This window comes from Leucobacter chromiiresistens, assembly GCF_900102345.1.
GTDB classification, from domain to species: domain Bacteria; phylum Actinomycetota; class Actinomycetes; order Actinomycetales; family Microbacteriaceae; genus Leucobacter; species Leucobacter chromiiresistens.
On the sequence record NZ_FNKB01000001.1, the window covers coordinates 1 to 21512 of the forward strand.

Here is a 21512-nt window from a genome sequence, read left to right on the forward strand (position 1 = left end):
AAGAAGTGCCGGCGGATCTCGTCACGCTCACGCTCGAACTCGCGGCCGGCGCGCTGATCTCCCCGCTCGGGATCTCGCGCGAGCAGGCTGGCGGCGTCTCGGTGACGCTGAACCGCACCTCGAACTCGCTGCTCGTTGGCCCGGGCGGTGCCGACGCCGCGCGCCTCGAGCCGTACCGGTTGGGGGTGCTCCCGTGATCCAGGACTCACCTCCCCGGCACGCCCTCATCCGCGAGCGCCCGCTCCTCGTTGACGACGGCCGCGGCGGGCACCGCTCCGACTTCACCGACGTCGTCGGCGTCGACCTGCTCGGGTGGGCGCTCGATGCCGGCGCGACGACGAAGGACACCCAGAACCGCGACGGCGCGCTCATCGCGTGGACCGCGCGCGGCCCATTCGGCGCCGACGTCGAACGGCACGACCGCATCACCGTGTTCGGTGAGCGGTACAAGATCAACGGCGCGGTGGTCCGTCAGCCGGGCCCGACTCCGTTGACCTCGCACACGATCCTGCTACTCGAACGATGGGACGGATGATGGCTACCGGTGTACGCATCAAGCTCAACAAGAAGGGCATCATCCGCCTGCTGCAGTCCCAGCAGGTCGCAGACCACCTCAAGGAGCGCGGCGAGCGCATCGCCGACGCGGCCGGCCCCGGTTTCGAAGCGACTCCGCAGCTGAACAAGGACCGCGCGGTCGTGTTCGTGCGTGCGGAGACCACTGAAGCACGACGCGCGCAGGCGGCGGACAACGCACTGCAGCGCGCGATCGACGCAGGGCGGTGACCGTGACCGAGCTCCTCATCCCCACCGACGTCGAAGTCGCGATCAAGCGTGAGATCGACGCGTCGCTCGTCGGCACCCAGTTCCAGGACGCGAAGGTCGGCACGAAGATCCCACTCGAGCCGAAGCCGACGCACTTCATCCGCGTCACGGCGACCGGCGGCGGACAGCGCGACCTCGTTACCGATACCCCCACTGTCGTCCTGGACGCCTTCTCCGTCGATGAACAGCACGCCCGCGACCTCTCGGCCCTCGCTGTCGCTGTACTGCAGCGAGCGGGGCGCGTGGGAACGCTCGGCGGTGTGCCTTGTTACGGGGTGCGCGTCGGCGGCCTCCCCGCGAACCTCCCCCATCCGACGGTAACCACGCACTTCCGGTTCACCGCCACTGTCTCCGCCGCTCTGCGAAGAGCGTCGGTCTAGGTTCCCCAACCACCCACACGCCCGGCAAACCCTGTCGGGCGTTTTCCGTTTCTGCCTGAAAGGGGCACCCCGCCATGAGCGTGGATTCCAAGAACGTCTTTATCGGTGCGCCGGACCAGGCCGTCACCGGTGCGATCCTGTCCGGTCCCGAGACCGACACCATCCCGGCGACGATCGACGACTTCGACGTCGATGAGCTCACCGATTCCGGGTACGTGAACGAAGACGGCGTGACCATCACCCCGTCGGAGTCGACCGAGTCGATCAAGGACTGGTCGCTCAAGACCATCCGCAAGATCCTGACCGAGTTCGAGGGCACCGTGGCGTGGTCGCACCTCGAGCTCTCGCTGGGCGCCCTGAAGAACTACATGGGCGACGACAACGTCGAGGTCACCGACGCGACCGCGACGAAGGGCACGCAGACGCGGTCCGCGATCGCCGGCGAGCAGCGCCCCATCAAGCAGTGGGTGTTCCGCATCAAGGACGGCGCGCGTCGCGCGATCGTGTTCATCCCTCACGGCCAGATCACCGAGCGCGGCGAGATCCCCCTCGTCGCGTCCGGCGCGATCACCCTGCCGGTCACGCTGTCGACCTACCCCGACGCCGCCGGCAAGTCGATCTACATCTACACCGACGACGGCGTGGTCGCCGCATCGGGCGCGTAGATCCCCGACCAGAGCGCCCGGACGACCGGGGAACCCGTCCGGGCGCTCTGCTTCCCCCTCACGGTTCCCCACCCACAACACCCAATACCCCAGGAGGTTCCCCATGGTGTTCCAGGTTCCGGCGTCGAAAGCGTCGATCAATCAGAACCGATTCGAGTTTGAACTCGACGTCCCCGCGGCGAACGGCAAGACCAAGAAGCGCAAGTTCTCGCTCCCGAAGATGCAGTTCGTGTCGTCGGACGTGCGCCACCGCATGCAGCGAGTCGGCGTGAAGATCGACGCCCTGCAGAAGGAAGGCGAGACCGTCGACCCCGCACTGCAGGTCGAAGCTGCGGAAATCCAGCGCGAGCTCATCGAGAAGTACGCGCCCGGCCTGTACGAACTCGTCACCGACGATCAGCTGCAGGCGATCCAGGAAGCGTGGCAGGAGGCGTCGAACATCGGCCTGGGGGAATCCTCGCCCTCTGCCGACTGATCGACCGGCACGAGGACGCAATCGAGTACGACCTGCTCAACGCGGGCTACTCGCTCGACGATCTCGGCCACTCGCTCTCATGGCGCCACCTCTGGGTGCTGACGCGCAGGTGGCAAACGCTGCCCGGCACTGCCACCTGCGCGGCCGTACAGGGCCGCGAGCACTGGGGCGTGGCAGAGCAGCTTCTCGCGGAAATCATCGACCTCCTGAACATCGGCAACTGGCAGCGCGCCGGCCGCAAGCATGCGGCGAAACCGAAGCGCTTTCCCCGCCCATGGGAGAAAGCGAAAGCCCAGAAGCTCGGGTCTGACCCGATCCCAGTATCGAAGTTCTCCGACTGGTGGGACAGCTTCACCGACAAGAAGAAGCGACGGAACCGGAGGTAGGTCATGGCCGATGGGGTCGAGCTGGCAACAGCATGGGTGCGTCTCGTGCCGTCCGTCGAGGGAATCACCGACGGCATCACGAAGGCCGTCGTGCCGAGCATGGGGCCCGCGGGCAAGGATGCGGGGAAGCGCTTCGGTAGCGGCTTCAAGGGCGCGGCGAGCGGCTTCCTCACCGGCGCCGTGTTCCTCGGTGTTGCCGCCGGCGTGAAGTCGTTTGTCACCGAGTCCGTGAACTCGCTCGCGCGCATCGAGAAGATCAACACGCAGACCGAGACCGTCATCAAGTCCACGGGCAACGCAGCAGGGGTATCCGCGAAGCACGTGGAAGATCTCGCGGGCGCGCTCGAGAATACGACCGCGACCGAGGCCGAAGCCACGCAGGAGGGCGCGAACCTCCTCCTCACCTTCAAGAACATCCGAAACGGTGTCGGGAAGGGCAACGACGTCTTCGATCAATCGACAAAGGCGCTCGTCGATATGTCGCGCGCGATGGGGACCGAGCCGAAGGCAGCCGCGATGCAGCTCGGCAAGGCGCTCAACGACCCGGTGAAGGGCATCACCCAGCTCACTCGCGTCGGCGTCACGTTCTCCGAAGAGCAGCAGAACACGATCAAGTCGATGGTCGAGATGGGCGACACCGCGGGCGCTCAGAAGATCATGCTCGAGGAGCTGAATTCACAGTTCGGCGGATCGGGCGAGGCGTACGCGAAGACGTACGCCGGGCAGATGGAGCTCCTCGGGCACTCGTTCGGGACGCTCGGCGAGACCATTATGGGTGCGGTCATGCCCGCGCTGCAGGGCTTTATGAGCGGGCTCGTGCCCGTGTTTCAGTGGCTCTCCGAGAACCAGGGGGTGCTGCTCGGCGTTGCGGCCGCGATCGGGGTAACGCTCGTCGCGGCGTTCGTCGCGTGGACGGCGTCGATCTGGGCCTCAACGGTCGCGTTGCTCGCGAACCCGATGACGTGGATCGTCCTCGGCATCATGGCACTCATCGCGGCGATCGTGCTCCTGGTTGCGAACTGGGACACGGTCGTCGCGTGGATCAGTGAGGTGTGGGCGGGGTTCATCTCGTGGATCACGGGCGTCATCGACGGCTTCGTCGAGTGGTGGACGGGCGTCTGGTCCGCCATCACGCAGTTCTTCACGGACGTGTGGAACAACGTCGTGGCGTGGGTGACCGAGGTGTGGTCCGGCTTTATCTCCTGGATCACCGGCGTGATCGACGGGTTCGTTGCCTGGTGGAACGGCATCTGGAACAGCGTCGGTCAGTTCTTCTCCGACGTCTGGACCAACGTGTCGAGCTTCTTCCGCGGCATCTGGGACGGCATCGTCTCGTGGTTCCAGCAGAAGATCCTGTTCTGGCAGAACGTCTTCAAGGTCGGCCTCTACCTGTTCGTGTCGTTCTGGTCGAACACGTGGAACAACATCACGAGCTTCTTCCGGGGAATCTGGAACGGCATCGTGTCCTGGTTCCAGGAGAAGATCGCGTTCTGGCAGACCGTGTTCCGCCTCTCGCTCGCGATCCTGCGAGACACGTGGCAGAACATCTGGAACGGGATCAAGACGTTCTTCTCGAACATCTGGAACGGCATCAAGTCCGTGTTTATGACGATGATCAACTTCGTCAAGACCAAGCCCGTCGAAGCGTTCAAGGCCGCTCGCGACGCGATCGGCTCAGCGTGGAAGGGCATCCAGGAGCTCGCGAAGAAGCCGGTCCGGTTTGTCATCGACACCGTGATCAATGGCCTCATCGGGACCGTGAACAAGATCCTCCCGAAGGGGATGAAGATCCCGAAGATCGATCTCCCGAAGGGGTTCGCGGTCGGCGGCATCCTCCCCGGCATGTCGCGGATGAGCGACGGCGATAGCCAGCTCATCGCGGCCCGGCCGGGTGAGGGTGTCATGGTCTCCGAGGCCCTCCGCAGTTCGGCGGACAAGGCCGCGTTCCTCGCTGCCAACGCGGCGGGTCGGAAGGGTGTCGGCTTCGCGTCGATGCTGCAGGGCTTCGCGCGCGGCGGGCTGGTGAACCCGCTGCCGAAGGGCTCCTACTCGGTATCGCAGCCGTACCACGGCGGCCACAACGGCATCGACCTCGCCGCCGCCAGCGGCACCAGGGTCTACGCCGCGGCAGACGGCGTCGTGGGGCTCGCCGGGTCCGTCAACATGGGCGGCAACGAGGTCTACATCCAGCACGGCAACGGGCTGGGAACGCGCTACTCGCACCTCTCCCGCTTCGCGACGTCGGCCGGCACGAAGGTGAAGGCCGGCAACGTGATCGGCTATGTCGGCTCGACCGGCATGTCGACGGGCCCTCACCTGCACTACATGGTGCACAACCCGGGCGGCGGGGCCGTAAACTACGGCAGCCACGTGAACCCGGCACCGTACCTCGGCATCTACGGGAAAGACCTCGGAGAAGCCGGCGGTGCAGCGTCCATTCTCGACGGGCTTGTCGACTGGGCGGTCGGGAAGATCAAGAGCCAGTTCCCGGGCGGCGGCCTCTGGGTCGACGTCGCGACAGCTATGGCGAAGAACGCCGCCGGTCTCATGTCGAAGGCATTCAACCCGTTCGCAGCCGCGGACGGGCACACGGCGCTGTACGACGACGGCGGGTTCCTGCCGACCGGTATCTCCCTCGTGGAGAACAAGACCGGCAGGCCGGAGCCAGTGTTCAGCCCCTCGCAGTGGTCCACGCTGCACGCCGCCGTCGACGCTCCCGAGCGCGGCGACGGCGAGGGCGTATTCCACCTGTATGACTCCGACGGTGTGCTGTTCGGCACCATCGACGGGCGCATCGCGGCCGCCTCTTCGGCGGGATCGGATCGCGTCCTGAACGACAGATTGGGAGTTCGATAGTGGCTATCTCGTGGGGTCCGTATCAGAATCACGTCCGCCTCGGCATCGACGTGATCATGTCACCGAGCTCGGTCGGTACATCGACCAGCTCGGTGACGCTGACGGTGCGCACCTATGTGCAGATGGACGGCTCGTCGTCGATCTACTACAACGGGCTCTCGCTGTCGTTCTCCGGCTCATGGTCAGGTGGCACGTCCGTGAACGTGAACCTGGGGCCAGGGCAGTCCGCCCTGATCCACACTGCGACGTTCACGCGTGCCACTTCATCCTCGAGTCAGGGACAGACGTTCAACGCGACGTTGTCGCATGTGTTCGGGTCGACGTCGATCTCGCGGGGGTTCACGATCCCCGCGAGACCGGCGGCGCCACCGCCGCGCCCGAATGCCCCCTCTGGGCTGAGCGCAGTTCGCAACTCGGATTCGCAGATCACGCTGACCTGGTCGCGCAACAGCACGTACACGAGTGTCATCGTGCAGCGCTCGACTGGGAACGGCACATGGACGCAGGTTGGCCGCCCCTCGGGGAACGCGTTTACATTCGTCGACCGCACGGTGAAGCCGAACGAGCGCTACTACTACCGCGTCTACGGCGTGAATGCGGGCGGGACGTCGCCGGTGTCCGGCACCGCGGGCCCGGTATACACGACACCGCGAATCCCCTCGCGCATCACGGCGACCCGAGTTGCTGCCGGTATTCGTGTCAACGCAGAAGAGGGTGGCCGTCCACCGTACGCGGCGTCGTACGACATCATGGACGGCTCGACCTTGGTGGCGTCCAACGTCGCCCTGCCGTGGACGCATGCGAACCCGTCGCCGACCGCGCACGTGTACAAGGTGCGCGCAAGGATCGGGTCGCTGGCATCCGGGTGGTCGGTAGCGTCGAACGTCGTCGAGATCGCCGCACCTCCGAAGGCTCCGACAAACCTGTCCCCCAACGGGCAGGTGGTATCGAAGCTTGCGGTGCTGCTGCTGAGCTGGCGCCATAACCCGGTGGATGCCTCGGAGCAGACGGTGCGTCAGCTTCAATGGCGCAAAGCGGGCACCTCGGCCTGGACGGTGCTCACCGCGGTGTCTACGGACTCCGAAAGCGCAACCTTCGTCAGCTCTGAGGCCACCTTCGGAGAGGGTGACATCGAGTGGCAGGTGCGCACGAAGGGGCAGCACGCCGACTACAGCCCGTGGTCGGCGACAGCGACCTTCACGCTCACCTCACCGCCCAACGTCTCGATCACGTCACCGGTCTCGCCGTGGGACCAGGCGCGGGCGCTCGCCCGGTGGGACTACTCGCAGGATCTCGGCCGCCCGCAATCCTCGTGGGAAGCCGAGCTCTACGACGGCAACGACCTCCTCGTCGCGCGCCGGTCCGGCACCGGCGCAACGAACTCGGTGACGTTCCCCGACATGCTCACCGACGACGAAACGTACACCGTCAAGGTGCGCGCCGCGACGGGCACGCTCTGGTCCGACTGGGACACGTTCACCTTCACCGTCTCGTTCGTGCCGCCCGCGCTCCCGAACATCTCGGGCGAATGGAGCGAGGACACCGGCGCCGTCACCCTCAGCGTCGGCGCCGGCGACCCCGTGCCTGGCGGGCCGCCGGTCGCAGAGACCGGCACGATCGACCTGCTGCGGTCCGTCGATAACGGCCAGGTGTGGGAGTCCGTGCTCGCCGACAGCCCCGATGTGAACCTGATCGTGGACGATCCCGAAGCGCTGTCGAACGGGCAGACGATGTACCGCGCGATCGCGTACGCGACCGTCACCGGGGCGTCGGCCTACGCCGACATCACGGTTCTGGCGCAGTCGCAGGCGCTCTGGCTCGGCGGCGGCGAGCAGTTCGGCCTCACGGCGCGCCTGCCGTACTCGCCCAAGGTGAAGGTCGACGCCGGCCGGGAGCGCTCGGTGCAGCGCTACGAGGGGCGCAGCCGAGGCGTTGCGTACGCCGGCGAGCAGGTGACGCGCGTCGTCGACGCGTCCGGGGCGCTCATCGAGAGCGATGACGCGAACGCGACGGTGGCGCTGCTCGAGGAGCTCGCGCAGGATCCGTCACCGCTGCACCTGTACCGAGACCCGGACGGGCGCCGCATCTACGGGGTGCTCGGCTCGATCTCGCTCCCCCGCAACGGCGGCAACGCCGCGGCGATCATGTGGGGCTGGTCGTTCCAGCTCGAAGAGACCGACCGATAACAGGAAGGGGGCGGCATGGACCTCACAGGAGCGCGCCGCCCCCGGTGGCTGTACACCCTCCTCGACGCCGCGGACGTGCCGCTGCGCGCGCTCGACGGCGTGAAGGGCGGCAGCTGCGAGGTCGCCGCGACCACTCGTCTCGGCGGCTCCGCATCGCTCACGATCGACGATCGCGGACAGAATATCGACTGGATGAGCCACCGGGTGCGCATCACCTACGATCCCGGCATCCGAGGCGTCGAAGCGTGGCCGATCGCCACGATGCTCTTCACCACCCCGAAGACCCGCCACGGCATGATCGTCACCCAAACGGTCGACCTGCTCTCGAAGATGTCGATCATCGACGAGGACTCCGTCGCGGCGCGCTTCAGCCTCGCCGCCGGAACTCCCATCATCCCCGCGGTCGTGAGCCTCATCCAGTCCACCGGCGAGACCCGCATCGCGGTCACCGACTCCGATGCGACGCTCACGAACGCGATGGTGTGGGAGCCGGCGGAGTCGAAGCTCACCATTATTAACGACCTGCTCGATGCCGCCGGTTACTGGGCGCTGTGGTGCGACGGCAGCGGACAGTTCCGCGTCGAGCCCTACATCGCGCCGGCCGACCGCGCGGTGTCGTTCGTGTTCGAGGCCGGCGAGGTGTCGATCCACTCCCCTGAATGGGATCAGGAGCAGGATCTCTCCTCCGTGCCGAACCGGTACATCGTCGTCGGCACCGGCTCCGACAGCGCGCCCGCGCTCTCCGCGGAGGCGATCAACGAAGACCCCGAATCGCCGTACTCGGTGCAGAACCGGGGCCGCGTGATCACCCGCTCCGAGACCGGCGCCGAAGGCACCCTGCCCGTCCTGCAAGCCCTCGCGCAACGCCGACTCCGCGACGCCATGTCACCCGTCGCGAAGCTCGCCGTATCCCACGCGATCGTCCCCCTCGACCCCAACGACGTCGTCGACTTCCGACCACGCAACGCCGACCCCGCCCGCGCGACCATCCAGCGCATGTCCTACGGACTCACATTCGACGGCCAATGCTCTGCCGAGTGGAGGGAGGTGTGAGCATGCCCGACGTCCTCGCACCGATCGTCGATCGGATCGCCGCGCTCGCCGCAGCGGTCCGCGGTGCCCCTCACTTCGAGTGGGGCACCGTGGCGTCTTCGTCACCGCTCACGGTGCAACTCGACGGCGACAGCGAGCCGATGCTCGGTACCCCCTCAAGGCTCGTTTCGAACTTGTCCCCCGGTGAACGGGTGCTCGTCATGATTCAGAACCGCCGCGCGACAGTAGTCGGCCGCGGCGGCGGGACCGTATACCGGAGCGGTGAGGTACTGGTCTCCACCGGAACCCTCACCAACATCAGCGGCACGGGCACCTATGGAACGACGCTCACCTTCACAGTCCCTGCAGTCCCCCCACCCGGCTGCGCCGTCCGTGTTGAAGCCCTTCGTGTCGGCACCGGATACGGGAGCATCGCACTCGTAAGCCAAGCCCCTGGGGTATCAAGCACGACCGTGACTATCCGCTTCACACAAGTTGGGGCGGGCACAGCTCAGACGCTCACCGTTCGCTGGGAGATCGTCCCGAACTCGTAGAAGGAGCCCCATGGCTGACTATCTCACTCAAGCAACGCTCGCTGAGGACTCACTGCTTCTCGCGCGCATCGCAGCATGCGCTTTCGAAGAAGGACTTGCCCGGCCGCCTGCAGCCGATCCCCGCGAATGGGCGCGCGCGCAAGCCTGGGCCTTCGCAACCCAACCGGGATGGGATGAGGCAGTGCTCCGTGCGAACGGCAACATCCAGGCGGGAGTGACAGACGAAATGATCCGCGTCGCTGCTCACAACATCGTCACTACCCACCCGCCAGCGGCTTCTCCCGAAGAACCCTCGATCCCCGCCGAGTAGCGGGGCACTCTCGTTCCCATAGAAAGGAGTAGCGCATGACTGGAGTCATCTGGCCTGCGGTCAAGCCGCGAGTCACCGAAGAAGCCGGCACCCGCAACGGCACTCACACGGGCATCGATCTCGCTGCCGAGCGCGGAGATCCGGTCCTTGCACCGTTTGACGGGACCGTCGTGTTTGTCGGCGGAGACGGCGCATCCGGTCGCCTCTGGCTCGGTGATCGGTGGCTGTACCCCAACGGGCAAGGCCGCACGGTCGAAATCCAACGCGCGGACGGGCTCATCTCCCGTGTCGGCCACCTCGAGGGATACAACGTGCGCGTGGGCGACAAGGTGCGCGCCGGCGACGTCACCGGGTACGCGGGTGACTCCGGTTACTCGACCGGCGTGCACATCCACTGGGAGCTGCGCTGGGACCGCGCATGGAACGGCGGCCGCTGGATCAACCCGCGCAGCGTCGCACCCACGACGTTCACCGCACAACAGTCACTCACCACGATTCACGAGGAGGAAGACATGCTCATCAATCTGCGAGGCAAGACGGGCTCACACAAGGCCGGGCTCTACCTGTTCAAGGGTGGCAAGGCCACGTACCGAGGGAAGAAGCAGAGCGGTTTCCCGACGCTGAGCGACCTGACGATCATCGCCGGTCTGTTCAAGGAGTACAAGCTCTCATGAGCGCGACGGTGGTGGTGCTGCTGGTCGCCGCGTTCTGTCTCGTGGTTCTCGGCGGCATCATCGCTGTCCGGCAGTGGTTCGAGCGGCGGTCCAAATGACAGAACCCATTTGGGTCGCCCTCATCGTCGCGATGCAGGGTGTCGTAGTCGCTCTCATCAGCAAGGTCACGATCGATGCGCGCCGCACGAAGCGATCGACTGAGGCCGTCAAAGAGCAAGTCGCGAACTCGCACGTGCTCCCGAACGGCGAGCCGTACAACCTGCGCGACAACATCGACCACAACCAGTTGGCCGTGCTCGGCGAGATTCGAGGCATCCGCCGTGACATCGGCCGGCTCGACCAGCGTGACATCGAGCGCGGCCGCGAGATGCGCGAACTGCACGTCAAGATCGACGAGCTCGGAACGGCCGACCGCGGCGCAGCCGACCGTCTCACCAACATCGAGGACACTCTCGACCTACGAAAGGACCGCCCGTAATGGAGATCCAGATTCCCGCGATCCCCGCCGGCGTACTGACGCTCCTCGCGTTCTTCAGCCCGTTCGCGATCGCGCTCATCAACCACCCGAGCTGGCCTTCAGGTTCCAAGCGCATCGTATCGATCGTCGTGAGTGTCGTGCTCGCCGCGATCGTGCTCGTGCTGTACTTCGTGATGACGGGCGACGTCGTGCCGCACTGGCCCGTGTTCGTGCTTCTCGCGATCGTCGTGCAGCAAGCCGCCTACGCACTCATACTGAAGACCTCCGCGAAGAACATCGAAGGAAAGTACGGCGCGCACTGAGCGCCCTCTCCCAAGACATTGCGCCCCCTCCTAGCCTCCGGGCTGGGAGGGGGCGCTTTCGTCGTTCTCCGATGCCCCTTCTAGTGTCAAGGCCTGCATCTCCTTCCCTCGGCCCGCTCTACTGGAATGTGAAGGATGCCAACGGCCGACGCTGGCCACCGACGGAAGGACGACCACTCATGGGATCGATCAGGTACGACGGACTCACGATTCACTTCAACGACCGCCTGCTTGCGCACATGCAGGTAGTCATCGTGCAGAAGATCATGCGTGAGGAATCGTTCCTCATGGCTTGGAAGAATGGGACGAGCGCGGGCGAGGGCCGCACCGCGATCTGGATAGCTCCAAGCACGCGACTGACGTTCAGCTTCGAGGAGAGTGAGATGCCGGACATGGATGAGGAGTGGTTGCAGCGCCTCGGCGAGTCCGCGAACTCGAACACGGGAATGATCGTGACTGAGGCAGACGGATCGTTGGCTCGCGCAGAAGCAGCAGACACTCCATACCCGGGAAATCTGCCGGATGCTTAGACCAGAAAGCAACCCGTTCGCTGGCCAATACTCCATATCCTGAAGTGAATCAACCCCTGACCTATTTTGTTTTCAATGCCAAGATTTGGCGTATGGGGTATTTGAAACACGGTGGACGGGAATACGAATTTGAAGACAGGTTGCTCGCGCACCTGCAGTTCGTGATCGGGCAGAAACTGAAAAAGCAGGAGAGCTTCTTCCTGAGCTGGAATAAGGCCCACGATCAGGGCGATGGAAGGGTGTCGGTATGGTTGTCGCCCTACACGGGCGTCGCATTCCATTTCTCCGGTAGCCGGGAGCCCGAGCTGAGCAAGGCGTGGGTTCGGGCGCTCAACGCGCTGGCGCACACGCCCCGGGGGCTTCTCGCGATCAGCGAAGACGAAGCCAATAGGTTCGTGAAGAACAATCCCGACCTGACGTAAGACTAAAAGGACGGTCCCTCTCGGAGTTCTGAGAGGGACCGTCCTTCGTCGTATCCCGGTTGATGTATGGGGTACACGGTAGCCCGGGGCGACGCGACCAGAGTGCAACACTGCACACCGTCTGAGTAAGCCGTTGACCTCTCCGCGGAGCAGAAGCTATAGGCTCACGTGTGCAACGGCCCGCCTCCATTCGGCGGCCCCGACGTCTTCCGCTGCGCATGCGCAATGTGCGCCGCATTGTCGTACAGCACCGACGCGTCCGCCTGCTCGAGCGTCGGGAAGATACCCGTCATGCGCCGCTGCGCCGGATCGAGAGCCCACTTCAGCACCAGGAACCGCGCCTCACCCGTCGTGTCCGTGACGCGGTTCACGATCGCGGTCGGGTGATCCTTCGCGCTGCGCATGATCACCCACGTGTCCGCGTCGAGGCGGACCGGTGCAGGTCTACTCATGCGCAGCATCGTACGTCGTGCCGTCGACACTGGGACGGCAGGGTGATCTTCCGGGTGATCTCGTGTCGTCTGCGCATCAGTCTGTGGCACGCTAGGGAGAAGTCGGATCGCGTCGGTGCGGTCCTCTGAATAGATCGGAATCGCAATGGCGGACATTGCTGCAGGTTGGTACGACGACGGCTCGGGACGACAGCGCTGGTGGGACGGATCGGCATGGACCGATCAGTTCGCTGAGGAGCAGCCCGCCGCTCCTGAACGCTCGAGCGCCATGCAGAAGGCCGCGTCCCAGATGCAGTCATTTGGTCGCAAAATGACGAACAAACACGACCTCAGTGGCGATGAGGATGCGATCTGGACGGCAGTGGGCAAGCCGCTCACTGGGATTGGCGGCGGACGTTACAAGCTCACCGCAGAATACCTGATCTTCGAGGTCGGCACGCTCTCGTCGCGCGGCCAGCAGATTCGTACACGCGAGATCTTCGATGTTGATTCCTCGCAGACGATGGCGCAAAAGGCCCGAGGCGTAGGGAACATCACCCTTCAGGCCCGACGAGAGTCTGGCGAGGAGAAGGTCACCCTGCAGGACATCACGAACTTCCGGGAGGGCGTGAACATCATCAACCGCGTCTCCGATGAAGCCAGGCATTCGCATAGCCTGCGGGAGCGCACCTCACACTCAACGGTCTCCTACAATGGTCAGCCGCATTCCACTTCAGCCCCGCCGGCCGCCGCGCCTCCCGTCACGACCGTGGCCGAGGCATCAGGCGCGAGTGATCTGAACAGCGAACTCGAGCGTCTCGCAGCCCTCAAGGCGCAAGGCGTTCTCGACGATGAGGAGTTCAAAGCTGCGAAGCGGAAGCTGCTCGGTCTCTAGAGCCGCACAGCCCCATCACTCGACAAGCACCCCCTGGTTCTGAGCTTTTGCTCCGCGCGAGGGGGTGCTTCACTTTTGTGCGGCTGCCAGCATGGACGGATGAAGGATGAATACGGTTACCGTCTACCCACCGAGGCTGAGTGCCTCAAGGTCGCAGGTCGCGCTCTCACCAAAGGCATCCTCCGAACCATGTCTATGGATCCGCACGAAGCGGCACTCGGCGCCTACATCCCGAACGTCACGCCCTCTGTAGAAGAACTCGAGGCCCAGATCCGCGGCTTTCATGCGGAAGCAGAAGCCAGGGCTGCGAAAAAGTGTGGGCAAAATGTGGGCAAACACCCAAACGGCGACAGTTAGAAGCCGCCGCGATCCCAGTCATAGCAACGATTATCGCTTAAGAGATTGCGGTGCCCCGGATAGGAATCGATTCGAGAAAGACCGAATCAGCCACTCAACTTCCGCATGATCACGCCACTTTTGAGGGAGTGTGAGGGGGTGTCGAAGGGGGTCCGGGTTGCTCGAGTGTGGGCAAAATGTGGGCACGGCGGGCCTGATCGAGTGCCGATGCGACGAGGTCGAGATCGTCATCGAATAGGTCCGCGTAGACATCGAGGGTCATCGCCGCTGACGCGTGCCCGAGCATGCGCTGCACGGCCTTCACATTCGCTCCGCTCGCGATTGCCAGCGACGCCGCAGTGTGGCGGAGATCGTGCGGTGTGACCCTCGGGAAAGTCGGGTCTGCGGCCTGGCAGCGCTTCACGGCCTCGGCGAACCATCCACGCTTCGAAGCCGACACTGGAAGGTGAGCGGCGCCCGTCCCGAACAGCGGTGAGTCGAGTTCCTTCCCGACCGCGAGCTCGGCGAACTCCTCGCGAAGGAATGACGGGATCGGCACGGACCGGGCGCGGTGAGTCTTCGGAGTGCCGACCACGAGCTGCCCGGACACTGTGACGGCGTTCTGAGTCACACGGACGCGCCCGCGCATGAAGTCACAGTCGATCACGCGAAGGCCGGTGATTTCACCCCATCGCAGCCCCGTGTAGGCGAGCGCATTGACGAGGGTCGAGTGGGCGCGGCTCTCGCGCGCGAGGTGGGCGACCTGCGCGTGCGTGAGGTAAGCGTGGCTGCGACGCACTTTCCTGGGCAGTTTCACACCCCGTGCTGCATTCGACGAGATCAGTCGATCGCGCGCGGCGACGTCGAGGATCGATGAGAGCACCCCGTGTGCACGGTTGACGGTCGATGCTGATTTCGGCTTCCGCTCCCACTCCCCTTCACGCGCGCCGGGAATCCCGGTCGAGAGCTCCGCCACCCATGCCTGTACCTCGGAGAACGTGATCGATGCGATCTGACGCGTCCCCCACTTCGGCTTCACATGTGTGCGCCAAGACCCTTCCATCGCGACGCGCGACGCTGGCTTGAGGTGCAGCTGCGCTGCGATCCACGCGTCGCCGATCGCCGCGACTGTCGTTCGCCCGAGCGAGGGGTCAACGTAGTCGCCGGTCGCTTTCAAAACGGCGACCGTTGCAGCGAAGAGCTCGGCCTCGCGCTTCGTCTTGAACCCGCGCTTGTCCGTCTGGGTGCGGTCGGGCTTCCGGTAGCGCACTCGGTATCTGCGCCCCGAGGCTGTTTCGTACGGTGTGATCGTGGCCATGAGGCTATTTCTGCCGGGGCTTCTTGTGCCGCGCTGTGAACTCGCCAGCGTCTTTCGATCGCCCCTGCCTACTCGGACGGACTTGGCTAATCACCTGTGCACCGCCCCCGATGACACCTGTTACCGCAGCGATATACCCAGCTGCATCTTTCCCATTGATCAGCAGAAGCATTCCGAGGACCACAAGCAACGTCGGCAACAGAGTAACCACGGTAACCGCGAAACGATATGAGTATGCTTCGGCGCGGATCGGGAGTAGATCGGCATCGATCTGCGCCTTCTGCTCGCGCTCCGCCATTGCGAGAATTCGGCCAGGCATGGATGGATCCACTCGCTTGTAGCCTTCAAGGGCTTCGGGCGAATGGAGTTGCGGCTGCGCCTCGAGAAAGACCTGCGTGATCTCCTGCTGAACAGTCTGCTGAACGAGTGCGACTAAGCGATCTTCTTGTTGGCTATCGTCGCGGCCGTGCTCATGTAGCGGCCGGTTCTCTGCCACGCCAGTGCCGTGTATGGCTTCCGCCTCGACGCTTCGCTGAGGGCCCGCAGGCGCCGCGGAGTCGGGGCGAAGCTCGTCTTGACGGCCCGCTTCAAGCCCGTCACTGCTGCGTGGCTCGGGGTCGTGGTCATGGGACAACTGTACGTCCTTTCTGATGAATGTCGCATCCATGCGTCATTCAGGCTCATTTTCGAATTCAAACTGCTGCGAGCCCGCATGTCATGCGTCGCTCGGTCTTGAGGCTGTGGCGCAGGGAGTCCTCGAAGTAGTCTTCGTCCTCGAGTTCGCCGAAGATGTTGCGTGGAGCAGCGAGCGCATCGCGCTGCAGGTGGTGCTCCTGGTAGAGCAGCACGATCCGTCGCGTCGTGCGTAGCTTCTGAGCGATTGCCAGCGGGTGGGGATCCTCGAGCTCTGCGTTCCGGTACGCCTCGAGATTGACGAGCAGCTTCGCAGCGTAGATCCAGGCGCGCGCCTCCGCTTCGGGGCTGCTGCATCGATCGCCGTACTTGCAGTGGCCGAGCTCGTGGGCACACGACTCCCGCTGCTGCACGAGGTCGAGTCGGTCGTTCAGGAGAATCAGTCGCTGGTCGTCGAGGTACGCGCCGCGGCGGTGAGCGGGGAGCGACGCGAACGCAACTCCGACGCCGAGCCGTTGTGCCTCATCGAGCAGATCCTGCATGACTTCTCCTTACGGGGTTTCCTGTGATCGTTCTTGTTCTTCGTCGACGCCGGCCTCATCATGCGCAGCGAGCGCGTATCCGTCCAGTTCGACCTTCCCGAGGTGGGGAATGTCATCTTCACTTTGACCACCGACATTCGAGGCGTTTCCCGGGAGCGGATCGCTGAGCGAATCAACATCCATCGGCTCGGTGAGGGTCGAGGTCGCAGAGCTGTCCTGCACCCGACGCAAGATCTCTTTCGCCAACTGTTCATCGGTGGCGGTCACGAGCGCATTGGCGCCCGTCATGAACTTCGCCTCCGATTCTGTGATGAAGCCGATCGCGACAAGTTCTGGAAGCACCGGGATGCCGTACTCACGACAGATGCGGACGAGGAGTTCAGGGCGCAGTTCAGATTCGATCTGTCGTCCGATCGTGGTCGGCGCGACCCCGATGCGCAGGGCGATCGCACGCACGCTCTTTTCTCCGGTAATTCGCTTCAGGTAGTCAGACGCGTTCTCATTCACACGTTCATAATGATGCATCTTTGCATCATGCGCAAGCTGAACTGCCGCGTAATTACGCCGTTCCAAATTACAATGATGCAATTTGCGTTCATTTCGTGTTGCATTCGTTGCGTCCTGCGTGCATAGTTATCTCACCACGTAGCGTTCACGCAACAGAGAGGAACAGCAATGACGATGACGATCAAGATCAAAAAAGATCTTCTGAAGCGCATCCGCGAAATTCGCTCCATACCGAGCGAGGAAGTGCAAGCACGAATGATCGGTGTTGATCGGGTCACCCTGCGTCGAGTCGACAAGGGCAGCACCCCCTCGGCTGGCTTCATGGCCGGGGTTCACGAAGCGTTCGGACTGGGCCTCAGCGAAGCGTTCGACGTCGTGCCAGTTGAAGCAGTCGGTAGCAACAAGGCAGCGCAGGAAGCACCCGCAGCATGAGCGCCGCAGTCACGCCGATACGGAAGTCGGCAGCATCGCCCTCTCCGGTGTGGCTGTCCCCCGAGCAAGTCTGTGAGCGCATTCCCGGCATGACGACCACGATCCTCGCCGAACGCCGCAAGGCCAACCTCTCCCCCCGCTACTTCAAGCCGTCGAATAAGACGGTCATCTACGAGCAGGGCGAAGTCGACGAGTGGGTACGCGAGACCGCGTCCACTCCTCGCCACTAACGCACCGCTCCCGTTCTCGCCTCCGCCGACCTGGTGGAGGGCCGATTTGTCGTACCCGAAAACGAAGGAACTCCCCTCTCATGGACATCAACGTCATCGCCGGCGTCGCAGCGTTTCTCATCGCCGCGCTGCTCCTGCGGCTCGCTACTCACCGGTACGAGAAGGCGCTCGAACACCGCGCCGAGGCGGCCAACATGCTCGCCGAAGCGCGCGACGAGCGCGCAGACGCGGTGCGCATCAACGCCGAAACCGCCGGCATGCTCGCCCACGCACCCATCTCCGCAGACGAAGCGCGACGCATCTACGCGGACCTGGCTGATCCGCGCCGGGCCGAGGCGGGTGTGAAGTGAATGCGCAAGATCAGCGGCCCGCTCACCGTCGCGTGGCGCATCCTGTGCCTGCTCGCATGCACGTCAGCGCTGCTGCCATTCACGGCGGCGTGGTTCGTGATCGGCCCGGTCGTGCAGGGCGTCGCGATCTTGCTCTTCGTGATCTTCATGCTCGTCATCGCGCTAGCGGACTACGCCTCCTCCGCCGACTCGCCGCCGCGGTCCGCCGCGTCGCTCGAGCAGTCGGGATCGTGCAATGAGCGCCGGTAGTGCGCCGCGGTACGCGGTCGGCCTCGATCTCTCGCTCACCGGCTCCGGTGTCGCGGTGATCAGCCTGCACACCGGGCAGGTCGCCCTCGGCCTCGTCGAGACGAAGGGCACTGCGAAGGCTCGTCTCGACCAGACGCTCGACCGGTTGCAGGTCGCGCTCGCTGGGATCGCCGCTTACGTGCCCGCCGAGCGCAGCGTAATCGTGATCGAAGCGCCCTCGCTCGGCTCGCAGAACGGGAAGTCGCACGAGCGCGCAGGGCTCTGGTGGCGGACGGCGGGACTGCTGCACTCCCGCGGGCACATCGTCACCCAGGCGTATCCCCGCACCCGGGCAAAGTACGCCGCCGGCCACCTCCCCGTGAAGAGCACCCGGAAGGGCCCCGACAAGAACGAGGTCGTGGCCGCGCTCGCCGCCGAGCACCCGCACCTGCACCTCTCCAACGACAACATCGCCGACGCGTTCGCGCTGGCATGCATCGGCGCCCGACACCTCGGCGCCCCCATCGACTCCTCCACCCCGCAGCGGGTGCAGGCCACGGCCGCCGTCCGGTGGCCGACCACCGACCAGGAAGGAACCACCCGATGACCGTCAAACTCCTGTCCGCCCTGCCGAAGGACGACAAGAACGGGCTCGCCTCGATCGAGTCCACCCTCGCGGACCGCTACTACTCCGGCGGGCGCACCACCGCGATCGTCGTGCTCGAATCGCTCCGCGTAACGGACGAGGCCGGCGAGCGCACCCCCGCGGTGAAGGTCGTCCGCATCGAGCCCGTCACCGGCGAAGACGAGAATGCGGCGCTCGACCTGCTGCAGGGAGCGCTCGAGCAGCGCGTCGGCCGCCGCCCGGACACGCTCGACCTGTCCGACCCGGCTGACGAATTCGTCGACGTGCCCGCGTCGCCGTCGCTCGCGATCGAAGGTGACGTCGTTGACGCGGAGATCGTCGACGAGCCGGTCGCGGCGGCCGGGAGGACGTCGTGAGCGTCGCGCTCGGCAGCCCCGCGGCGTGGGTGCGGAACCTCCTCGGCGTCGACCCTGCAGGCGCGCCGGAGAGCACCACCGTGACCGGGCTGCGCAGCCCGCTCGGCGACACCATCACGGCGACCGTGTTCGACACCCCCGCACTGTCCGACGGGCACGACAACGCGCGCCTCGAGCTCGCCGAACTCGAGCGCGGCGACAACGACGCCGACCTCGGCATCGTCGTCTCCCCCGCCGGCCTCACCGGCATCGACGAAACCGCCCCCGAAGCGTGGAACGTCACCATGACGCTCCCCACCCTGCGCCGCATCCTCGGCCAGGACACCCACAACGAGAAGGAATGAGCACCATGACCACCACCACCTCCCCGCACACCGAGCAGACCGTCGACAACCTCGTACTCCGCCGCGTCGAACTCGACGACCTCATCGCCCGCGCCACCGAGGAGAAGCAGACCATCAACCTGCAGATCATCGAGAAGCTCGGCGACGGCACCCACGAGACGCAGCACGCGAAGGTCGTCATCGCGCGCCGCGGCACGCTCGACGCGAAGCAGCTCGAAGCCGCCTACCCGGCCGAGCAGTTCCCGCAGCTGTACACGACGTCGACGCGCCTCGACACCGCGCAGGTGAAGAAGGAGTTCGCGCCGACCGCGCTCGAGGAGTTCAAGACGTACTCCGCCCCGTCGGTCACGATCAAGTAGCCGCCGCCATGACCGAGCATCCCGTCGAAGCCCTCTACAAGGGGGTGATCGAGAACGCGATCGCCGCCCACCCCCGCTCCCTGCAGAAGCGCATCGGGCCCAGCGAGATCGGCATCGAATGCGACCGCCGCATCCTGTACAAGATCGCCGGCGTCGAAGAACCCCCGCGCCCGCCCGCGTGGAAGCCCGCAGTCGGGACCGCCGTGCACGACCAGCTCGAACGCTGGTTCGACGCAACGAACCCATCCGGCGACGTCGCGAAGACGGACTGGGTGACCGAGTGGGAGATCACCGTCGGGATGCTCGGCGCCGGCCCCGATGCGACACCGATCACCGGGCACAGCGACCTGTTCCACGTCCCCACGGGCACGGTGATCGACCACAAGATCATCGGCCCGAAGCAGCTCACGAAGTACCGCCTCCACGGCCCATCGCAGCAGTACCGCGTGCAGGCCCACCTCTACGGGAAGGGCTTCACCGAGACCGGCGGATGGGGAGACGCGAAGCACGTCGCGATCTCGTTCCTTCCCCGCGACGGCGAGCTCGGGAAGTCGTACTGGTGGCAGGAGCCGTACAACCCGCACCTCGCGCTCGACGCCCTCAATCGGCTCAACGCGCTGTACGGGCTGCTGCAGATCGTCGGCCTCGAGGCCGCGCTGCGCACGAAGGAGCTGTGCGCGGACGAGTGGTGCCCGTGGTGCTCACGCGAACGCCCGCAGCCCGAGCGGCGCAGCGTGTTCGAAGCCGGCACCGGGCCCGTGATCTCCCGACCGGCGACCCCGGCGCCCGCGCCGCCGGCCGCCACCCTCCAACCTCTGCCCGGCCTCGGGCAGATACCGCAGACGCCGCAACCGCAGCGCCTCAACCTCTTCCAATAACGCAACAACGAAACGAGGAAACACCATGTCACTGTTTGCAACCAGCACCGGTAAGGGCGTCAAGTTCAACGAGATCGGCGCCCGCATCACGGGGAAGATCGCGCAGCTGCCCTTCGAGAAGCAGGCCACGAAGTTCGGGTCGCAGGAACCCGACTACTGGCCCAACGGCGACCCGAAGATGCAGGTCGTCGTGCCGCTCACCGAAACGAACGCGCCCCGCGAGGACGGCAACGACGACGGCGACCGCACCCTGTATGTGTCGTCGACCGCGATGAAGAAGGCGATCTTCGCAGCGATCAGCGCCGCCGGCGCGCAGGACGTGCAGGTCGGCGGCACCCTCACTGTGCAGTACACCGGCAACGACCCCGCGAGCCAGAACCCCGCGAACCCGAAGAAGCTGTACCAAGCGCAGTACTCGCCGCCCGCGACCGGCCTCGCCCAGCCCGCAGCCGCACCCGCGGCACCGCAGGCCGCCCCCGCACCGCAGGGAGCACCTGCGCCCGCACCGCAGGCCGCGCCGGCGCCCGCCGCGTTCGCCCCGTCGCTGCCCGTCGGCGTCACCCAGGAGCAGTACGACAAGGCGAAGCAGCTGCTCGCGATCGGCAGCGAGAGCGCGCTGATCCAGACCGCGCTCGGCCTCACCGCCGAGCAGGTCCAGCACATCGCCGCCGGCACCTTCTAACCCCACCCGAACCGCGTGGGCGCCGACCACACCGGCGGCGCCCACGCCCCACCCCAGACAGGGAACACCATGCGCGACCTCGCACCCCGCCGCCTCATCCGCGCCGGCGACATCGTCCACATCAAGAACCAGGACGGCAGCTGGAAGATCACCCGCACCATGCCCGCCCAGGGAGGCGGCACCCGCATCACCGCATCCAGCCTCCACGCATACCCCCGCGTCGACATCACCATCGCAGCGTCGCGCGCCACCCTCGCACACCAGGAGTAACCC

At 65.4% G+C, this 21512-nt stretch carries 35 protein-coding genes; 30 read left to right on the plus strand and 5 right to left on the minus strand.

Annotated elements, in window-relative coordinates:
- The 17 genes from BLT44_RS15475 to BLT44_RS00080 form a co-directional block, all read left to right on the plus strand.
- On the plus strand, window positions 1-197 hold a 197-nt coding region (locus BLT44_RS15475; RefSeq protein WP_176783254.1), incomplete at its 5' end, for a hypothetical protein.
- The gene (locus BLT44_RS00010) at window positions 194-535 is read left to right on the plus strand and encodes a hypothetical protein (protein ID WP_074689789.1); all 342 of its coding nucleotides are present in this window, start codon (window positions 194-196) and stop codon (window positions 533-535) included. The genes BLT44_RS15475 and BLT44_RS00010, both read left to right, overlap by 4 nt.
- On the plus strand, window positions 535-783 hold the full coding sequence (locus tag BLT44_RS00015; protein WP_029608208.1) for a hypothetical protein: 249 nt from the start codon (window positions 535-537) through the stop codon (window positions 781-783). The genes BLT44_RS00010 and BLT44_RS00015 overlap by 1 nt, the downstream gene beginning before the upstream one ends.
- Window positions 780-1202 carry a hypothetical protein gene (locus BLT44_RS00020; RefSeq protein ID WP_010156203.1) on the plus strand — a complete coding sequence of 141 codons (423 nt, stop codon included), beginning with the start codon at window positions 780-782 and terminating at the stop codon, window positions 1200-1202. Before BLT44_RS00015 ends, BLT44_RS00020 begins: the two co-directional genes overlap by 4 nt.
- A gap of 74 nt (window positions 1203-1276) precedes the next feature.
- The gene (locus tag BLT44_RS00025) at window positions 1277-1867 is read left to right on the plus strand and encodes a phage tail tube protein (RefSeq protein ID WP_010156202.1); all 591 of its coding nucleotides are present in this window, start codon (window positions 1277-1279) and stop codon (window positions 1865-1867) included.
- A 103-nt stretch (window positions 1868-1970) separates the two neighbouring features.
- Complete coding sequence (locus BLT44_RS00030) at window positions 1971-2342, plus strand: hypothetical protein (protein ID WP_010156201.1); 372 nt, start codon at window positions 1971-1973, stop codon at window positions 2340-2342.
- On the plus strand, window positions 2288-2728 hold the full coding sequence (locus tag BLT44_RS00035) for a hypothetical protein (RefSeq protein ID WP_010156200.1): 441 nt from the start codon (window positions 2288-2290) through the stop codon (window positions 2726-2728). Before BLT44_RS00030 ends, BLT44_RS00035 begins: the two co-directional genes overlap by 55 nt.
- 3 nt (window positions 2729-2731) lie before the next feature.
- Window positions 2732-5584, plus strand: a complete 2853-nt coding sequence (locus BLT44_RS00040; RefSeq protein ID WP_010156199.1) for a peptidoglycan DD-metalloendopeptidase family protein — start codon at window positions 2732-2734, stop codon at window positions 5582-5584.
- Window positions 5584-7770: a fibronectin type III domain-containing protein gene (locus BLT44_RS00045; RefSeq protein ID WP_010156198.1), complete on the plus strand. Its 2187-nt coding sequence runs from the start codon at window positions 5584-5586 to the stop codon at window positions 7768-7770. Before BLT44_RS00040 ends, BLT44_RS00045 begins: the two co-directional genes overlap by 1 nt.
- 15 nt (window positions 7771-7785) lie before the next feature.
- Window positions 7786-8823, plus strand: coding sequence for a hypothetical protein (locus BLT44_RS00050; protein WP_010156197.1), 1038 nt, complete (start codon window positions 7786-7788; stop codon window positions 8821-8823).
- Window positions 8824-8825: 2 nt separating this feature from the next.
- Window positions 8826-9356 carry a hypothetical protein gene (locus BLT44_RS00055; RefSeq protein ID WP_231291530.1) on the plus strand — a complete coding sequence of 177 codons (531 nt, stop codon included), beginning with the start codon at window positions 8826-8828 and terminating at the stop codon, window positions 9354-9356.
- Between the two features lie 10 nt (window positions 9357-9366).
- Window positions 9367-9666: a hypothetical protein gene (locus BLT44_RS15045; protein WP_143025927.1), complete on the plus strand. Its 300-nt coding sequence runs from the start codon at window positions 9367-9369 to the stop codon at window positions 9664-9666.
- A gap of 35 nt (window positions 9667-9701) precedes the next feature.
- Window positions 9702-10340, plus strand: coding sequence for a M23 family metallopeptidase (locus BLT44_RS00060; protein WP_010156195.1), 639 nt, complete (start codon window positions 9702-9704; stop codon window positions 10338-10340).
- Window positions 10341-10434: 94 nt separating this feature from the next.
- Window positions 10435-10818, plus strand: coding sequence for a hypothetical protein (locus BLT44_RS00065; protein ID WP_010156194.1), 384 nt, complete (start codon window positions 10435-10437; stop codon window positions 10816-10818).
- A complete protein-coding gene (locus BLT44_RS00070; protein ID WP_010156193.1) occupies window positions 10818-11120 on the plus strand; it encodes a hypothetical protein in 303 nt (100 codons plus the stop codon). The genes BLT44_RS00065 and BLT44_RS00070 overlap by 1 nt, the downstream gene beginning before the upstream one ends.
- Before the next feature lie 179 nt (window positions 11121-11299).
- Complete coding sequence (locus tag BLT44_RS00075) at window positions 11300-11650, plus strand: DUF7882 family protein (RefSeq protein ID WP_010156192.1); 351 nt, start codon at window positions 11300-11302, stop codon at window positions 11648-11650.
- 44 nt (window positions 11651-11694) lie between these two features.
- Window positions 11695-12072 (plus strand): DUF7882 family protein, encoded by a 378-nt coding sequence (locus BLT44_RS00080; protein WP_331270909.1) that lies wholly within the window; start codon window positions 11695-11697, stop codon window positions 12070-12072.
- 164 nt (window positions 12073-12236) lie between these two features.
- Here BLT44_RS00080 and BLT44_RS00085 read toward each other — a convergent pair whose 3' ends face one another.
- Window positions 12237-12524, minus strand: a complete 288-nt coding sequence (locus BLT44_RS00085; RefSeq protein ID WP_050803108.1) for a hypothetical protein — start codon at window positions 12522-12524, stop codon at window positions 12237-12239.
- A gap of 145 nt (window positions 12525-12669) precedes the next feature.
- On the opposite strand from BLT44_RS00085, the gene BLT44_RS15795 reads away from it, so the two are divergent.
- On the plus strand, window positions 12670-13398 hold the full coding sequence (locus BLT44_RS15795; RefSeq protein WP_010156189.1) for a DUF2510 domain-containing protein: 729 nt from the start codon (window positions 12670-12672) through the stop codon (window positions 13396-13398).
- A 99-nt stretch (window positions 13399-13497) separates the two neighbouring features.
- Entirely contained in the window at window positions 13498-13755 is a 258-nt protein-coding gene (locus tag BLT44_RS15050) for a hypothetical protein (RefSeq protein WP_143025928.1), read from the plus strand.
- Window positions 13756-13864: 109 nt separating this feature from the next.
- On the opposite strand, the gene BLT44_RS00095 is transcribed toward BLT44_RS15050, so the two are convergent.
- The 4 genes from BLT44_RS00095 to BLT44_RS00110 are packed head-to-tail and all read right to left on the minus strand — an operon-like array spanning window position 13865 to window position 16752.
- Window positions 13865-15052, minus strand: coding sequence for a site-specific integrase (locus BLT44_RS00095; RefSeq protein ID WP_010156240.1), 1188 nt, complete (start codon window positions 15050-15052; stop codon window positions 13865-13867).
- 4 nt (window positions 15053-15056) lie between these two features.
- The gene (locus tag BLT44_RS15055; protein ID WP_074689791.1) at window positions 15057-15719 is read right to left on the minus strand and encodes a DUF2335 domain-containing protein; all 663 of its coding nucleotides are present in this window, start codon (window positions 15717-15719) and stop codon (window positions 15057-15059) included.
- A gap of 25 nt (window positions 15720-15744) precedes the next feature.
- Window positions 15745-16227 carry an ImmA/IrrE family metallo-endopeptidase gene (locus BLT44_RS00105; RefSeq protein ID WP_010156238.1) on the minus strand — a complete coding sequence of 161 codons (483 nt, stop codon included), beginning with the start codon at window positions 16225-16227 and terminating at the stop codon, window positions 15745-15747.
- Between the two features lie 9 nt (window positions 16228-16236).
- On the minus strand, window positions 16237-16752 hold the full coding sequence (locus tag BLT44_RS00110) for a hypothetical protein (protein ID WP_143025929.1): 516 nt from the start codon (window positions 16750-16752) through the stop codon (window positions 16237-16239).
- A gap of 150 nt (window positions 16753-16902) precedes the next feature.
- Here BLT44_RS00110 and BLT44_RS15060 point away from each other — a divergent pair, with 150 nt between their 5' ends.
- From BLT44_RS15060 to BLT44_RS00160, 11 genes are all read left to right on the plus strand, one after another.
- A complete protein-coding gene (locus BLT44_RS15060; RefSeq protein WP_143025930.1) occupies window positions 16903-17166 on the plus strand; it encodes a transcriptional regulator in 264 nt (87 codons plus the stop codon).
- Between the two features lie 89 nt (window positions 17167-17255).
- Complete coding sequence (locus BLT44_RS15480) at window positions 17256-17396, plus strand: hypothetical protein (RefSeq protein ID WP_155819049.1); 141 nt, start codon at window positions 17256-17258, stop codon at window positions 17394-17396.
- Between the two features lie 80 nt (window positions 17397-17476).
- Window positions 17477-17746, plus strand: a complete 270-nt coding sequence (locus tag BLT44_RS00120; RefSeq protein WP_010156236.1) for a hypothetical protein — start codon at window positions 17477-17479, stop codon at window positions 17744-17746.
- Complete coding sequence (locus BLT44_RS00125) at window positions 17747-17995, plus strand: hypothetical protein (protein WP_010156235.1); 249 nt, start codon at window positions 17747-17749, stop codon at window positions 17993-17995. It abuts the gene before it with no gap.
- A complete protein-coding gene (locus BLT44_RS00130; RefSeq protein ID WP_010156234.1) occupies window positions 17982-18581 on the plus strand; it encodes a hypothetical protein in 600 nt (199 codons plus the stop codon). Before BLT44_RS00125 ends, BLT44_RS00130 begins: the two co-directional genes overlap by 14 nt.
- Window positions 18578-18976, plus strand: coding sequence for a hypothetical protein (locus tag BLT44_RS00135; RefSeq protein ID WP_010156233.1), 399 nt, complete (start codon window positions 18578-18580; stop codon window positions 18974-18976). Before BLT44_RS00130 ends, BLT44_RS00135 begins: the two co-directional genes overlap by 4 nt.
- On the plus strand, window positions 18973-19320 hold the full coding sequence (locus BLT44_RS00140; protein ID WP_010156232.1) for a hypothetical protein: 348 nt from the start codon (window positions 18973-18975) through the stop codon (window positions 19318-19320). Before BLT44_RS00135 ends, BLT44_RS00140 begins: the two co-directional genes overlap by 4 nt.
- A 5-nt stretch (window positions 19321-19325) precedes the next feature.
- Entirely contained in the window at window positions 19326-19679 is a 354-nt protein-coding gene (locus BLT44_RS00145) for a hypothetical protein (protein ID WP_010156230.1), read from the plus strand.
- A gap of 8 nt (window positions 19680-19687) precedes the next feature.
- Complete coding sequence (locus BLT44_RS00150) at window positions 19688-20557, plus strand: hypothetical protein (RefSeq protein ID WP_010156229.1); 870 nt, start codon at window positions 19688-19690, stop codon at window positions 20555-20557.
- Window positions 20558-20582: 25 nt separating this feature from the next.
- A complete protein-coding gene (locus BLT44_RS15485) occupies window positions 20583-21239 on the plus strand; it encodes a hypothetical protein (protein WP_074689797.1) in 657 nt (218 codons plus the stop codon).
- A 69-nt stretch (window positions 21240-21308) separates the two neighbouring features.
- Complete coding sequence (locus tag BLT44_RS00160) at window positions 21309-21509, plus strand: hypothetical protein (protein WP_010156227.1); 201 nt, start codon at window positions 21309-21311, stop codon at window positions 21507-21509.
- Window positions 21510-21512: the final 3 nt, after the last annotated feature.

Coding starts and splice junctions, on each gene's coding strand:
- BLT44_RS00150 (WP_010156229.1), top strand. CDS start 19,688: ATGACCGAGCATCCCGTCGAAGCCCTCTACAAGGGGGTGATCGAGAAC.
- BLT44_RS00060 (WP_010156195.1), top strand. CDS start 9,702: ATGACTGGAGTCATCTGGCCTGCGGTCAAGCCGCGAGTCACCGAAGAA.
- BLT44_RS00130 (WP_010156234.1), top strand. CDS start 17,982: ATGAGCGCCGGTAGTGCGCCGCGGTACGCGGTCGGCCTCGATCTCTCG.
- BLT44_RS00075 (WP_010156192.1), top strand. CDS start 11,300: ATGGGATCGATCAGGTACGACGGACTCACGATTCACTTCAACGACCGC.
- BLT44_RS15485 (WP_074689797.1), top strand. CDS start 20,583: ATGTCACTGTTTGCAACCAGCACCGGTAAGGGCGTCAAGTTCAACGAG.
- BLT44_RS00085 (WP_050803108.1), bottom strand. CDS start 12,524: ATGAGTAGACCTGCACCGGTCCGCCTCGACGCGGACACGTGGGTGATC.
- BLT44_RS00120 (WP_010156236.1), top strand. CDS start 17,477: ATGGACATCAACGTCATCGCCGGCGTCGCAGCGTTTCTCATCGCCGCG.
- BLT44_RS00050 (WP_010156197.1), top strand. CDS start 7,786: ATGGACCTCACAGGAGCGCGCCGCCCCCGGTGGCTGTACACCCTCCTC.
- BLT44_RS00070 (WP_010156193.1), top strand. CDS start 10,818: ATGGAGATCCAGATTCCCGCGATCCCCGCCGGCGTACTGACGCTCCTC.
- BLT44_RS00055 (WP_231291530.1), top strand. CDS start 8,826: ATGCCCGACGTCCTCGCACCGATCGTCGATCGGATCGCCGCGCTCGCC.
- BLT44_RS15060 (WP_143025930.1), top strand. CDS start 16,903: ATGACGATGACGATCAAGATCAAAAAAGATCTTCTGAAGCGCATCCGC.
- BLT44_RS00030 (WP_010156201.1), top strand. CDS start 1,971: ATGGTGTTCCAGGTTCCGGCGTCGAAAGCGTCGATCAATCAGAACCGA.
- BLT44_RS15795 (WP_010156189.1), top strand. CDS start 12,670: ATGGCGGACATTGCTGCAGGTTGGTACGACGACGGCTCGGGACGACAG.
- BLT44_RS00145 (WP_010156230.1), top strand. CDS start 19,326: ATGACCACCACCACCTCCCCGCACACCGAGCAGACCGTCGACAACCTC.
- BLT44_RS15055 (WP_074689791.1), bottom strand. CDS start 15,719: ATGGATGCGACATTCATCAGAAAGGACGTACAGTTGTCCCATGACCAC.
- BLT44_RS00135 (WP_010156233.1), top strand. CDS start 18,578: ATGACCGTCAAACTCCTGTCCGCCCTGCCGAAGGACGACAAGAACGGG.
- BLT44_RS15480 (WP_155819049.1), top strand. CDS start 17,256: ATGACGACCACGATCCTCGCCGAACGCCGCAAGGCCAACCTCTCCCCC.
- BLT44_RS00040 (WP_010156199.1), top strand. CDS start 2,732: ATGGCCGATGGGGTCGAGCTGGCAACAGCATGGGTGCGTCTCGTGCCG.
- BLT44_RS00105 (WP_010156238.1), bottom strand. CDS start 16,227: ATGCAGGATCTGCTCGATGAGGCACAACGGCTCGGCGTCGGAGTTGCG.
- BLT44_RS00160 (WP_010156227.1), top strand. CDS start 21,309: ATGCGCGACCTCGCACCCCGCCGCCTCATCCGCGCCGGCGACATCGTC.
- BLT44_RS00065 (WP_010156194.1), top strand. CDS start 10,435: ATGACAGAACCCATTTGGGTCGCCCTCATCGTCGCGATGCAGGGTGTC.
- BLT44_RS15045 (WP_143025927.1), top strand. CDS start 9,367: ATGGCTGACTATCTCACTCAAGCAACGCTCGCTGAGGACTCACTGCTT.
- BLT44_RS00095 (WP_010156240.1), bottom strand. CDS start 15,052: ATGGCCACGATCACACCGTACGAAACAGCCTCGGGGCGCAGATACCGA.
- BLT44_RS00125 (WP_010156235.1), top strand. CDS start 17,747: ATGCGCAAGATCAGCGGCCCGCTCACCGTCGCGTGGCGCATCCTGTGC.
- BLT44_RS00025 (WP_010156202.1), top strand. CDS start 1,277: ATGAGCGTGGATTCCAAGAACGTCTTTATCGGTGCGCCGGACCAGGCC.
- BLT44_RS00110 (WP_143025929.1), bottom strand. CDS start 16,752: ATGCATCATTATGAACGTGTGAATGAGAACGCGTCTGACTACCTGAAG.
- BLT44_RS00015 (WP_029608208.1), top strand. CDS start 535: ATGGCTACCGGTGTACGCATCAAGCTCAACAAGAAGGGCATCATCCGC.
- BLT44_RS15050 (WP_143025928.1), top strand. CDS start 13,498: ATGAAGGATGAATACGGTTACCGTCTACCCACCGAGGCTGAGTGCCTC.